The sequence below is a fragment of the Amycolatopsis sp. NPDC004625 genome, from assembly GCF_040609695.1.
In the GTDB taxonomy this organism is placed as follows: Bacteria; Actinomycetota; Actinomycetes; order Mycobacteriales; family Pseudonocardiaceae; genus Amycolatopsis.
Window position 1 is genome coordinate 1 of the sequence record NZ_JBEXKX010000099.1, and the last position, 12,906, is coordinate 12,906.

The 12,906-nt window shown below is 74.7% G+C and carries 11 protein-coding genes; 8 read left to right on the forward strand and 3 right to left on the reverse strand.

Annotation, left to right across the window (positions count from 1 at the left end):
* The 3 genes from ABZW17_RS45950 to ABZW17_RS45960 all read right to left on the reverse strand — a co-directional run.
* Positions 1-864: phytoene/squalene synthase family protein (locus ABZW17_RS45950; RefSeq protein ID WP_354829110.1), on the reverse strand; the 864-nt coding region annotated here is incomplete at its 3' end.
* Positions 861-2,336, reverse strand: a complete 1,476-nt coding sequence (gene crtI, locus ABZW17_RS45955) for a phytoene desaturase family protein (RefSeq protein WP_354829113.1) — start codon at positions 2,334-2,336, stop codon at positions 861-863. The genes crtI and ABZW17_RS45950, both read right to left, overlap by 4 nt.
* The gene (locus ABZW17_RS45960) at positions 2,333-3,406 is read right to left on the reverse strand and encodes a polyprenyl synthetase family protein (RefSeq protein WP_354829116.1); all 1,074 of its coding nucleotides are present in this window, start codon (positions 3,404-3,406) and stop codon (positions 2,333-2,335) included. Before ABZW17_RS45960 ends, crtI begins: the two co-directional genes overlap by 4 nt.
* A 379-nt stretch (positions 3,407-3,785) precedes the next feature.
* Between ABZW17_RS45960 and ABZW17_RS45965 the strand changes: the two genes are divergently transcribed.
* The 8 genes from ABZW17_RS45965 (at position 3,786) to ABZW17_RS46000 (ending at position 12,774) form a co-directional block, all read left to right on the forward strand.
* Entirely contained in the window at positions 3,786-4,658 is an 873-nt protein-coding gene (locus tag ABZW17_RS45965; protein ID WP_354829119.1) for a MerR family transcriptional regulator, read from the forward strand.
* A gap of 243 nt (positions 4,659-4,901) precedes the next feature.
* Positions 4,902-5,906, forward strand: a complete 1,005-nt coding sequence (locus ABZW17_RS45970; protein WP_354829121.1) for a DUF5914 domain-containing protein — start codon at positions 4,902-4,904, stop codon at positions 5,904-5,906.
* Between the two features lie 113 nt (positions 5,907-6,019).
* The gene (locus tag ABZW17_RS45975; RefSeq protein ID WP_354829123.1) at positions 6,020-7,975 is read left to right on the forward strand and encodes a maltotransferase domain-containing protein; all 1,956 of its coding nucleotides are present in this window, start codon (positions 6,020-6,022) and stop codon (positions 7,973-7,975) included.
* The gene (treS, locus tag ABZW17_RS45980) at positions 7,972-9,651 is read left to right on the forward strand and encodes a maltose alpha-D-glucosyltransferase (RefSeq protein ID WP_354829125.1); all 1,680 of its coding nucleotides are present in this window, start codon (positions 7,972-7,974) and stop codon (positions 9,649-9,651) included. Before ABZW17_RS45975 ends, treS begins: the two co-directional genes overlap by 4 nt.
* Positions 9,651-10,679 (forward strand): hypothetical protein, encoded by a 1,029-nt coding sequence (locus ABZW17_RS45985; protein WP_354829128.1) that lies wholly within the window; start codon positions 9,651-9,653, stop codon positions 10,677-10,679. The genes treS and ABZW17_RS45985 overlap by 1 nt, the downstream gene beginning before the upstream one ends.
* The gene (locus ABZW17_RS45990) at positions 10,676-10,918 is read left to right on the forward strand and encodes a hypothetical protein (RefSeq protein ID WP_354829130.1); all 243 of its coding nucleotides are present in this window, start codon (positions 10,676-10,678) and stop codon (positions 10,916-10,918) included. The genes ABZW17_RS45985 and ABZW17_RS45990 overlap by 4 nt, the downstream gene beginning before the upstream one ends.
* A gap of 126 nt (positions 10,919-11,044) precedes the next feature.
* Positions 11,045-11,932 carry an alpha/beta fold hydrolase gene (locus ABZW17_RS45995; RefSeq protein ID WP_354829133.1) on the forward strand — a complete coding sequence of 296 codons (888 nt, stop codon included), beginning with the start codon at positions 11,045-11,047 and terminating at the stop codon, positions 11,930-11,932.
* A complete protein-coding gene (locus ABZW17_RS46000) occupies positions 11,929-12,774 on the forward strand; it encodes a nuclear transport factor 2 family protein (RefSeq protein ID WP_354829136.1) in 846 nt (281 codons plus the stop codon). The genes ABZW17_RS45995 and ABZW17_RS46000 overlap by 4 nt, the downstream gene beginning before the upstream one ends.
* Positions 12,775-12,906 lie beyond the last annotated feature (132 nt).

Below are 12,906 nucleotides of genomic sequence, written 5' to 3' on the forward strand. Positions count from 1 at the left end.
TCCCCCCCCCGCGCGCCGGGCGCTGCGGGGGGCGCGGGCGCCCCGGTGGGGGTCGCGCCCCCCCCGGCCGGGGGGCGGGCGCGGCCCCCCCCCCCCCCCCGACACCGGGTGCAGCATCGCGATCCCCGGGCGGGCCTCGGCGTAGACGTCGCGGGTGACGGCGATCTGGTTCCGGATCGCGGCCCGGACCGGCTGGTCGGCCCGCCCGTGCCGGGCGCACCACAGCAGCCGGTCGCGGTCGACGCCGTGCGCGGCCAGTTCGTCGGCCGGCAGGTAGACGCGCCCGCGGGCCAGGTCCTCGGCGACGTCGCGCAGGAAGTTGGTGAGCTGGAAGGCCTTGCCCAGCGCGGCGGCCCGCGGCTCGGCCTCCTCGCGCGGGGCGACCGTGCCGAGCACCGGCAGCACCTGCAGCCCGATCACCTCGGCCGAGCCGTGCACGTAGGTGTCCAGCTCGGCGCGGGTGGCGTAGCCGGTGACGGTGAGGTCCATCCGCATCGAGGTGAAGAACGCCTCGAAGTACGCCTTGGCGAGCGTATACCGGGCCGCCGTGTCGATCACGGCGGTGAGCAGCGGGTCTTCGCTCTCCCCGGCCTTCAGGTCGGCGAGGAAGCGGTTCTCCACCTCCTGCAGGCGCGTGCCGAGCGATTCCGGCGTCGCGCCGACGGCCGGCTCGTCGACGATGTCGTCGAGCCACCGGGCGAAACCGTAGAGCGCGTGGATCGCCGGCCGCTGGGCCGGGGTCAGCAGCCGCGTCGCCAGGAAGTACGTGCGGCCGTGCCGGGCGTTGAGCTCGCGGCACCACGTGTAGGCCGAGCGCAGGCCCGGTGCGCGGATGCCGGCGGCGTCGAGTTCGCGTCGGGTCATCGGGTCCCTCCGGTGATCCGGTCGGCGGCCAGTCTGCCGGAGATGAGCACGGTCGGCACGCCGACGCCGGGCACGGTGGCGCCGCCGGCCAGGACGGCGTTGTCCGTCCCGCGCGGCAGGTTGCGCGGCCGGAACGGCCCGGTCTGGGCGAAGGAGTGCGCGTAGCTGAACGGCGTCCCGGCGACCAGGCCGCGCTCCGCCCACTCGGCGGGGCCGAGCACGTGCGTGAACTCCGGTTCGAAACCGGGTAGCAGCCGGGTCCGGGCGAGGTCGAGGATCTCTTCGGCGTAGGCGTCCGACTCGGCCGCCCAGTCCGCGGGGCCGCGATCGAGGTTGGGCACCGGCGCGAGCACCGAGTACAGCTGGCGGCCGGGTGGGGCGAGCCCGGGCTCGGACGCGGTCGGCCGGGTGATCAGCAGCGACGGGTCGCTCATCCGCCGCCCCTGGGTGATCAGCTCGTCGAAGGTCGACCGCCAGCCGTGCCCGAAGGAGATCGTGTGGTGGGCGACCTCCGGGTGCGCCGGCGGGCCGCCGGCGTGCACCACGAGCGCCGAGGGCGCGGCCCGCAGCGGCAGCGGCCGCCGCGGGTGCCGTCCGAGCAGCCGGTAGCTCTCCGGCAGCTCGGTGGTGAGGACGACGGCGTCGCACGGGTACCGGGCGCCCGCGGCGGTCCGGACGGCGGTGACGCGGCTGCCTCGGCGTTCGAGCGTGCTGACGGCGTCGCCGTACTCGAACTTGACCCCGGCGTCGGCCGCGACCCGGGCCAGCGCCCGCGGCAGGGCGGCGATCCCGCCGGTGGGGAAGTACACCCCGCCGACGGTGTCCATGTACGAGATCACCCCGTAGAGCGCCAAGGCCCGCATCGGGGATTCGCCCGCGTAGAGCGCCTGGAAGGTGAAGACCCGCTTGAGCCGCTCGTCGGAGAGGAACCGGCCGACCCGGCCGTCGAGCCGCCGGAAGCCGCCCAAGGCCACCAGCCGGGCCAGTTCCGGCCGGAGCATGCCGAGCGGGGAGTCGATGTTGGCGTCGACGAACCGGCCGAACTCGGCGCGGTAGAGCTTCGTCAGCCAGTCGCGCAGGCGTAGATAACCGGCGGCTTCGGCCGGCCCGGCGAACTCGCGGACGGCTTCGGTCATGGCCTCGGCGTCGGTGTGCACGGGCAGCGTGCTGCCGTCGGCGAACTGGGCCACGTACGCCGGGTCGAGCCGCGTCAGCGGCAGTTCCTCGGTGAGCTGGGCGCCGACCGCGGCGAAGGTGTCCCGCAGGATCGACGGCATGGTCAGCACGGTCGGGCCGGTGTCGAGCAGGTAGCCGTCGCGTTCGACGCGGCCCGCGCGGCCGCCCGGGCCGGGGTCGCGCTCGAGGACGGTGACCTCCCGGCCCCGGCCGGCCAGGTGCAGGGCGGCGGCCAGGCCGGCCAGCCCGGCGCCCACGACGACCACGCGGTCCGAACGCCCGGGCACGGTCCTCATCGGTCGCGGTCCGTGCAGCGGGCCGCGAGCGCGGCGAGCAGGTCGGCGGCCGGCTGCGGGACCACCGCGGGGTCGATCGCGGCCAGCGCCTTGTCGGCCCGCTCCCGGATCAGCTCGCCCAGCCGGTCCCGCGCGCCGGTGGCCACGATCAGCTCGCGCCAGCGCCCGACCGCCTCGTCGTCGACGACGGGGAGGTCGAGCAGCTCGGCGAATTCGGTCTGCCGCCGCCGGTCGGCCATCGCGGCGGCGAGCACGACGACGCTGGAGGCCTTGCGGTCGCGCAGGTCCTGACCCGCGGGTTTGCCCGTGACGGCCGGATCGCCGAACACGCCCAGCAGGTCGTCGCGGAACTGGAACGCCTCGCCGACCAGGCCGCCGAACTCCGAGAGCCCGGCCGTCAGCTCGGGGCCGCAGCCGGCCAGCGCCGCACCGAACTCCAGCGGCCGCCGCACGGTGTAGTTGCCGGACTTGCGGCGCAGGACGTCGAGCAGGGTGTCCCAGCTGGGCAGCGCCCGCGCGTCGTTCACCAGGTCGGCGAGCTGGCCGACGGCCAGCTCGGAGCGCATCGAGTCGTAGTGCGGCCACGCGCGGGCCAGCCGGCCGGCGGGTAGCCCGCTCTCGCGCAGCAGCTGCTCCGACCACACCAGGAACAGGTCGCCGAACAGCGTCGCGGCGGACTCGCCGAACCGGGCGGCCGAGCCGGCCCAGCCCTGCTCCTCGTGCCACCGGGCGAACCGGACGTGCAGCGCGGGACGGCCCCGGCGCAGCTCGGAGCCGTCCATCACGTCGTCCTGGACCAGGGCGAAGCAGTGCAGGAGCTCCAACGCGGCGGCCGCCCGGACCGCGGCGTCGGAGTCCGGCTGCCCGCACCGCCAGCCGGCGTAGGCGAACAGCGGCCGGAGGCACTTCCCGCCCGCGACGAACTCGGGCACCGCGGTCACCGCGAGCGCGCCCTCGCTGCGCCCGGCGAAGTGCTCGGCCGCCCGCTCGGCCACGAAACCGTGCGCCTCGGCCAGGCACCGCCGGCCCAGGGCGTCCAGCCGGTCGGCCGGCGTCATCGTCGCGGTCATCCGCCGCCCTCCCACAATCAGGCTATTCGATTCGCAACCGTTTCATATGGGGTGTAGCTTGTCCACTTGAACGGGCGAAGACGTGGCGGCGGACCCGGCCGATCGGTGCCGCATCGAAGCGACTTCTCTGTGAACGGGGTGGCGATGCCACGCGCCGCCCCGCCGGGCCCGCCGTACACACCCCTCGGCGCGGGTCCGGCATCCGGCGGCGCCCGGGTGCCACACCCCGGGCGTCGCCGGATGTGCGACGGACAAACAGTGATCTGCGTCACAAATCGGCCCCTGGGTCGGGCTCTCCGGGGGCGGGGAGTGCCGAACGGCCGTCCGATGCCGTATCGGTAGGAGCGGACAGGGGCCCGGCAGTAGGAACGTGGTGCGGATGGACGTCGACGCGGTGGGCGGCCGGGGCGCGTGGACGCCCGGCAAGGTCGCCGAGCTCCTGGGCGTCTCGCCGGTGACGCTGCGCACCTGGGCGGCCCGCTACGGCGTCGGCCCCTCGCTGCGGGACGACGGACGGCACCGCCGCTACTCCGACACCGACGTCCGCCGGCTCCAGCACATGCAGCGGCTCATCGACCGCGGCCTGCGCGCCCGCGAAGCCGCGGCGGCGGTCTTCTCGGGTCTCGAAGGGGCGATGCCGGACGTCCCGGCGAGCCGGCGCGCCGAAGAGCTGGAGCGGGCGGCGGAGGACCTCGACTTCGCGGCGCTCGCCGCGCTGCTGGACGAGCTGCTCGACGCACTGGGCCCGGCCCGGGCGTGGGCGGAGGTGCTGATCCCGGTCCTGGACCACCTCGGCGGCCGCTGGCTGCGCGGCGACGTGTGCTTCGAGTCCGAATGGGCGCTGACCGGGGAGATTTCGCTCGCCCTGCAGCGCTACAGCGCCCGGTTCGCGAACATCCCCCCGGGCCGGGCGGTGCTGCTGGCGTGCTGCCCGGACGAGCGGCACAGCCTGCCGATGGAGGTCCTGCGCGCGGCGATGGTGGAGGTCGGCATCCCGGCGGTGTACCTGGGTCAGCTGGTCCCGGCGGAGACGACGGCGGGCGTCGCGGCGAAGCTCGAGCCGGTGGTGGTGTTCCTGTGGTCGATGTCCACGGGCACGATCGACGACGGCCTGGTCCGGCGCCTGCGACGGCGTGGGTTCGAGGTCGTGATGGCCGGGCCGGGGTGGGAGACCTTGGCCGGGCGCGAAGTGGCGTGGGTGAACGACCTCGGCGGTGCGCTGGAGCTGGCGGCTGAGCGGCTGAAGGGGTAGCGGGCGCTCTGACGCTCCTCCGGGACGGCCCCTTGCGGTCGGGTGTTCGGCGAACCCCGCGAGCCCGGCGGCTCTGAATCCTGCGGCGGCGCGTCCCCGCGCGGCCCGGCCTCCCGGCTTCGCCCGCAAGCGGCCCCGAAGGCGTGGCGCCGTCCCCGGAAGCGTTGCGCAACCGCTCCACATGCCTGAGGATGGCTCGCGTGCCGGTCCGCTCGGCCGGCCGTTGCGAGCGGGAGAGTGTCAGTGGACTTCAAACGGCAGGTGATCGAGCGCTGGCCGGCGCGGTGGCCGGTGCAGCCCTTCGGGGAACCCGCCTGGGCGCGGCAGGAACCCACCTACCGGGACTGCAGCCCCGCCCTCATCGAAGCCGCCGTGAAACGGGCCGGCACCCGCCCCTCCGGCAACTGGTTCGTCTTCGCCGCCGCCAGGAACGTGCGCCCCGACCGGCCGCTCGGAATCCGGGTGGCCGGCCGCGAGCTGGTCGCCTGGCGCGGGCCGGACGGGGCCCTGCTCGTCGGCCCCGGCGCGTGTCCCCACCTCGGCGCGCCGCTGGACCAGGCCCGCGTGCACTGCGGTGAGCTCGTCTGCCGGTGGCACGGCCTGCGCGTCGGCGCGGACCGTCCCGGGTGGACCGCCCTCCCGGCCCACGACGACGGCGTGCTCGCCTGGGTCCGGCTCGACCGCATCGGCGGCGAGCAGCCCACCGAACGCCCGCCCGTGCCGGTCCGCCCGGACGGGACCACGGTGGACGCCGTCGCGACGCTCACCGGCGTCTGCGAGCCCGAAGACGTCGTGGCCAACCGCCTCGACCCGTGGCACGGCGCGTGGTTCCACCCGTACTCCTTCGCCCGGCTGCGCGTGCTGTCCGCGCCGCAGGGCGTCGACGTCGCCGAGGAGGACGACCGGTTCGTCGTCGAGGTGACCTTCCGCCTGGCCGGGAAGATCGGCGTGCCGGTGGTCGCCGAATTCACCTGCCCGGGCCCGCGCACCGTCCTGATGACCATTGTGGACGGTGAGGGCGCCGGCAGCGTGGTGGAAACGCACGCCACCCCGCTCGGCGCCGGCCCCGACGGCCGCCCGGAAACCGCGGTGATCGAGGCGACGATCGCGGCGTCGGAACGGCCGGGTTTCGCCCACGCTGCACGGTTTGCGCCGGTTCTGCGGCCGCTCATGCGCCGGGCCGCCGCGCGGCTGTGGCGGGATGATCTGGCCTATGCGGAGCGCCGGTACGCCCTGCGTGCACACTGAATCTCCTCCCTGACTGCGTCGAGTTCCCATAGTCGACCCGGGTTTTCCCTTCGCCGGCACCGTTCTTGTCACGCTGAAGACCGGAAGCGGTTTCGGCGCGGGAGGTGAGCGCGGTGGTCGGGCGCATCGTGATCGAGGACGTCCGCCCCACGGTGGGGACGGCGGAACACCCGGCCAAGGCGGTGGTCGGCGAAGCCGTGCGGGTGTCGGCCACCGTGTGGGCGGAAGGCACCGAGGCGGTCGCCGCCGCGGTGGTGCTGCGGTGGCCGGACGGCTCCACCCGGCGGACCCGCCTGGAACCCGACGGCGGAGACGGCTTCGCGGCGGTGGTCGTCCCCGACGAACCCGGGGTCTGGACCTTCCGGATCGACGCCTGGAGCGAACCGTGGACCGCCTGGGAACGGTCCGTGCGGGCCAAGGTCGCTGCCGGGCTCGGCGCACCCGAACTGGCCAACGACTTCGAGGCCGGCGCGCGGCTGCTCGAACGCGTCGCGTACCGGCCGGACCGCCGCGCCGAACGGGAGGCGCTGCTCGACGCCGCCACCGCGTTGCGCGACCGGGACCTGCCGGTGCTCGAACGCTTCGCGGCCGCACTGTCGGAGTCCGTGCTGCCGGTGATGCGCGAGCACCCCGTGCGCGAACTCTGCACCCGCGGCCGGGTCTGCCAGCTGCGCGTCGACCGCGTGCGGGCCGGCTACGGCGCCTGGTACGAGTTCTTCCCGCGCTCGACCGGCGGCACGGACCGCACCGGCCGCCCGGTGCACGGCACCTTCGCCACCGCGACCGCGCAGCTGGACCGGATCGCCTCGATGGGCTTCGACGTCGTCTACCTGCCGCCGGTGCACCCGATCGGCACCGTGCACCGCAAGGGCCGCAACAACTCCGTGGCCGGCGCCGACGGCGACGTCGGCTCGCCGTGGGCGATCGGCTCGGCCGAGGGCGGGCACGACGCCCTCGAACCGCGGCTCGGCACCTTCGCGGACTTCGATGCCTTCGTCGCGCGGGCGGGGGAACTCGGCCTGGAGGTCGCCCTCGACCTGGCCCTGCAGTGCGCGCCGGACCACCCGTGGGTCAGCGCGCACCCCCGGTGGTTCAGCACGCTGCCCGACGGCACGATCGCCTGCGCGGAAAACCCGCCGAAGCGCTACGAAGACATCCTGCCGCTGAACTTCGACCAGGACCCCGAGGGCCTCTACGCCGAGGTGCGCCGGATCGTCGAGCTGTGGGTGCGGCACGGCGTGCGGATCTTCCGCGTCGACAACCCGCACACCAAGCCGCCCGCGTTCTGGCACCGGCTGATCCGGGACGTCCAGGAGGCGCACCCGGACGTCCTGTTCCTCGCCGAAGCGTTCACCCGCCCGGCCCGGCTGTACGGCCTCGCGCGGCTGGGGTTCAGCCAGTCCTACACCTACTTCACCTGGCGGACCACGAAAGCCGAGCTGACGGAGTTCGGCCGCGAGCTCGTCGAGCACGCCGACGAGGCGCGGCCCAACCTGTTCGTCACCACGCCGGACATCCTGCCGGCGCAGCTGCAGACCGGGAACCCGGCGGCGTTCGCCGCGCGGGCCGCGCTCGCCGCGACGCTGTCGCCGATCTGGGGCGTCTACTCGGGTTTCGAGCTCTACGAGCACGAAGCGATCGGCGCGGAGGAGTACCGCGATTCCGAAAAGTACGAACTGCGGCCGCGGGACTACGCCGCCGCGCTCGCCGAGGGCCGCTCGCTGCAGCCGTGGCTGGGCCGCCTCAACGAGATCCGCCGCGCGCACCCCGCCCTGCAGCAGCTGCGCACCCTGCGCTTCCACGACGTCGACAACGATCACCTGATCGCCTACTCCAAGACCGACCCGGCGAGCGGGGACACCGTGCTCTGCGTGGTCACCCTCGACCACCGCCACACCCAGGAAGGCACCGTGCACTGGGACTTCGCCGCGCTGGGACTGGCCGCGGACCACCGGTACACCGTGCACGACGAGGTCAGCGGCGAGATCTTCGAATGGGGCCGCGACGCCTACGTGAAGCTCGATCCGCACCGGTCGGTCGCGCACATCGGCTCGGTCGGCCCGGCATGATCCCGCCGGTACGCGCCGAACCCGGCTGGTTCAAGCGGGCGGTGTTCTACGAGGTGCTCGTGCGCGCCTTCGCCGACTCCGACGACGACGGCGTCGGCGACCTGCGCGGGCTGCTCGGCAAGCTCGACTACCTGCAGTGGCTCGGCGTCGACTGCCTCTGGCTGCCGCCGTTCTACAGCTCGCCGATGCGCGACGGCGGCTACGACATCAGCGACTTCCGCGGCGTGCAGCCGGAAGGCGGCACGGTCGAGGACTTCGTCGAGCTGCTCGACGAAGCACACCGGCGCGGCCTGCGGATCATCACCGACCTCGTGATGAACCACACCTCCGACGCGCACCCGTGGTTCCAGGAGTCCCGCCGCGACCCGGAAGGGCCCTTCGGCGACTTCTACGTGTGGCACGACGACGACTCCGGCTACCGCGACGCCCGGATCATCTTCGTCGACACCGAGACCTCCAACTGGACGTTCGACCCGGTGCGCGGCCAGTTCTACTGGCACCGGTTCTTCTCCCACCAGCCCGACCTCAACTACGACAACCCCGCGGTGGCCGACGCGATGCTCGACGTCGTCCGGTTCTGGCTCGACCTCGGCATCGACGGCTTCCGGATGGACGCGGTGCCGTACCTGTTCGAACGCGAGGGCACGAACTGCGAGAACCTGCCCGAGACCCACGAGTTCCTCAAACGCGTCCGGCGCGTGGTCGACGAGGAGTTCCCCGGGCGGGTGCTGCTGGCCGAGGCGAACCAGTGGCCGGCCGACGTCGTCGACTACTTCGGCGAGCCGGCCGTCGGCGGCGACGAGTGCCACATGGCGTTCCACTTCCCGCTGATGCCGCGGATCTTCATGGCCGTGCGGCGGGAGTCGCGGTTCCCGATCTCGGAGATGCTCGCGCACACGCCGAAGATCCCGGCCGGCTGCCAGTGGGGGATCTTCCTGCGCAACCACGACGAGCTGACCCTGGAGATGGTCACCGACGAGGAACGCGACTACATGTACGCGGAGTACGCCAAGGACCCGCGGATGAAGGCCAACATCGGCATCTGCCGCCGGCTGGCCCCGCTGCTGGACAACGACCGCGACCGGCAGGAGCTGTTCACCGCGCTGCTGCTGTCGCTGCCCGGTTCGCCGGTGCTCTACTACGGCGACGAAATCGGGATGGGCGACAACATCTGGCTCGGCGACCGCGACGGCGTCCGGACGCCGATGCAGTGGAGCCCCGACCGCAGCGCCGGGTTCTCCGGCTGCGACCCCAACCGGGTGTACCTGCCGGTGATCGCCGACCCGGTCTACGGCTACCAGGCGGTCAACGTCGAGTCCCAGCTGGCCGGGGAGGCGTCGCTGCTGCACTGGACCCGCCGGATGCTCGAGGTGCGGCGCGCGCACCCGGCGTTCGGCCTCGGCGAGTACCGCGACCTGCACGCCGGCAACCCGGCGGTGCTGGCGTTCGTGCGGCGCCACGTCGCCGGCGGCGTCGACGACGTCCTCCTGTGCGTCAACAACCTGTCCCGGCACCCGCAGCCGGCCGCGCTGGAGCTGACCGGGTTCGCCGGGCGGCGGCCGGTGGAGCTGACCGGCTCGGTCCGCTTCCCGCTGATCGGCGCCGAACCGTACCCGCTGGTGCTGCCCCGGCACGGGTTCTTCTGGTTCTCGCTGCACGACGAAAGGGGACGCTGATGACCGCCGCCCTCGACGACCGCCTCGGTGCCCTGCTCGGCGAGACCGAGCTCGCCCTGCGCACCTGGCTGCCGGAACAGCCCTGGGCCGGCCACCGGGTGGACCGGGTCCGCCTCCGCGTGCTCGGCCGGTTCAGCGACCAGCTCGCCTGGGGTGGTCCCGCCGGCCTGTTCGCGGTGGCCGAGGCGCGCACCGGCGCCGACGTCGTGCGCTACGGGCTGCCGCTGGGCCTGCGCGCGCCGCGCACGCCGCTGCCCGGCGTCGTCCCGATCACCGGCACCGGCGAGCTGGCCGTGTACGACGCGGCGGCCGACGACCTGCTCACCGCGGAACTGACGGCGCTGATCGGCACGGGCGCGGTCCGCGACCGCGTCCGGTTCGTGCCCCGGCAGCGGGCCGGGCTGGCGCTGGTGCCCCGGCGCGGGCTGACCGGCCGGGTGACCGGGTCCGGGCGGTCAGCCACGTCGGTGGTGCTGGGCGAGCGGTACCTGCTCAAGTTGTCCCGGCGGCTCGTCCACCCCGACCTGGAGCTGCACCGCGCCCTCGACGCGGCCGGCAGCCGGCACATCGCCCCGCTGCTCGGCTCGATCGAGGCGGACCTGGACGGGGCTCCGGTCGTCCTCGCCGTGCTGCAGTCCTCCGCCACGGACGCCGTGGACGGCCACCGCCTGGCCGGGCCGGCGCTGGCCGCCGAGGCGGGCGCCCTGGGCCGGGCGGTCGCGTCCGTGCACCGGGCGCTCGCCGACCGGTTCGGCACGGCACCGCTGCCGTCCGGCGAGCTCGTCCAGCGCATCCACGGCAACCTGCACCTCGGCACCGTCCGCCGCACGCCGACCCGCTGGCTGCTGGTGGGCTTCGACGGCGAGGCACCCCGGCAACCGCCGCGGCGGGACGTCGCGACCCTGCTGCGCTCGATCGACCACACCGGCCTCGACGCCGACGGCGCGGCGCGCGACGCGTTCTGCTCCGGTTACGCGGAGATCGCGGGCGCGGACCCCCGGGCCGAGGTCCGCGGGGGCCTCCGGTGACGGCGCTGACCCACCGCCACCGGGCAATCCTGCGTGCGGTGGCCGACGGCCGGGCCACCCTGCGCTGCGGCTGCGCACCGGACCTGTTCGTGGACGGCGTGGCCTGCTGCGACCAGCACGCGGTGCACGACCTGGCCCGGGCCGGCCTGCTGGTCCCAGCGCGGCCGGGCAGGCCCGGGACGGTGGTCGAGGCGGCGTTGACCGAGCTGGGGTGCGTGGTCCTGGCGGAGGCGTCGTGAGGCGCGCGTCGCTGGGGTGCGCCGGGCGGGGCAGGGCGGAGGGGACATGACGATCCGGGCGCGCCCGAGCTGCGCGAAGGTCTCCGGTGACGTGCTGAGTCGTGGCCGAACGAAGGGGAGGACCCGATGACGATCCGGCCGGTCGAGTTCCGTTCGGGCGGCGAGACCCTCGTCGGCGACCTCCACCTCCCGCCCGGCGACAGCCGGCCGCCGGCCGCCGTCGTGGTCGCCGGGTCGTGGACCACCGTCAAGGAGCAGATGGCCGGCCGGTACGCCCGCGGCCTCGCCCGGCGCGGGGTTGCCGCGCTGGCCTTCGACTTCCGGGGGCACGGGGCCTCCGGCGGCACCCCGCGCGACGCCGAACTGCCGGACCGGAAGGTCGCCGATCTGGTCGCCGCCGCCGGGTTCCTGCGCGGGTGTTCCTTGGTGGACGGTGCGCGCGTCGGGGGCGTCGGCATCTGCGCCGGCGCCGGATACCTGGCCGCCGCCGCGGAAGCCGCCCGCTTCGGTTCCCTCGCGATGATCGCCCCCTGGCTGCACGACGCCGAACTGGCTCGCGAGGTCTACGGCGGCGAAGGCGGGGTAGCCGAGCGGATCCGGCGCGGCGAGGCGGCCGCCGCCGAGTTCGCGCGCACCGGGGCCGTCCGGTACGTCCCGGCCGTCAGCACCACCGACCCGGCGGCCGCGATGCCCGGCCCGTTCCGCTACTACCTCGACCCGGCCCGCGGGGCCGTCCCGCAGTGGCCCAACCGGTTCGCCGAGCTCTCCTGGCCGCACTGGCTGCGCTTCGACGCCATCGCCGCCGCGAGCCGCGTCACCGCGCCGGTCCTGCTCGTGCACAGCGAGGACGCGGCCCTGCCCGGCGGCGTCCGGAAGTTCCTCGCCCGGCTGGCCGGTCCGTCCACAGTGCACTGGCGGACCGGCACGCAGTTCGACTTCTACGACGACGAACCCACCGTCGCCGCGGCGCTCGACCTGGCCGCGGCCCACTCGGCCGACAGGAGCAGGCGATGACCGCGGACGACCGGCTGGACGTGATCGAGACGTGCGACAGGTTCGGCTGGTACGCCGACCGCCGCGACTGGACGGCGATGACCGGGCTGCTGGCCGACCCCGTCCACCTGGACTACCGCGCGCTGCACGGCGGCGACGCGGTCACCGTGCCGGTCGCCGACGCGGTGGCGGGCTGGACGGCGGAGTTCGCCGGGTTCGCCGCCACGCAGCACCTGATCGGCAACCACGTGGTCGGCCTCGACGGCGACACCGCGGTCTGCCGCAGCCAGGTCCAGGCCACGCACGTGCCCGCCGGTGGCGGCCCGCCGTGGGTGCTCGGCGGCCACTACCGGATGGACCTGCGCCGCACCGGCACCGGCTGGCGGATCACCGCGGTCACCTTCACCCCGGACTGGCAGACCGGCGGGCCCGCCCCGGCCGCCGGGGAGGACACCGCCGGCACCCGGGCCACCGCGCTGGCGTGGTTCGAGCGCGTGTGCGGCGGCGCCGTGTCGCAGGCCGCGGACCTGCTCGGCGACGACGTCGAGTGGGTCAACTTCGTCGGCGTGCCCGGCCACCACGACTGCATGCCGTGGATCGGCACCTACCACGGCCCGGCCGCCGTGCTGGCCAGCTTCGAGGCGTTCACCTCGGTCTGCGAGGTGAAGCGCAAGGAGCTGCGCGGGCTGGTGGTGGACGGCGACCAGGCGGTCGGCATCGTGCACGAGAAGGGCGTCGCCCGCGGCACCGGCGTGGCGTTCGAGATCGAGTACGTCGAATGCCTGACCGTGCGCGGCGGGCGGATCGTGCGCTGGAAGTCCTACACCGACCCGTGCTCGATCATCCGCGCGCTGCGGTTCTGACCCCGGGCACACGGAAGCGGGGGGGGCCCCCCCCGCGGCCCCCCCCCCCGGCGGGGCACCCCCGCCCGCCCGGCCCGCGGGCCGGCGGGGGGCCCCGCCCCCCCCCCCGCGGGGGGGGGGAGCGCGACAACA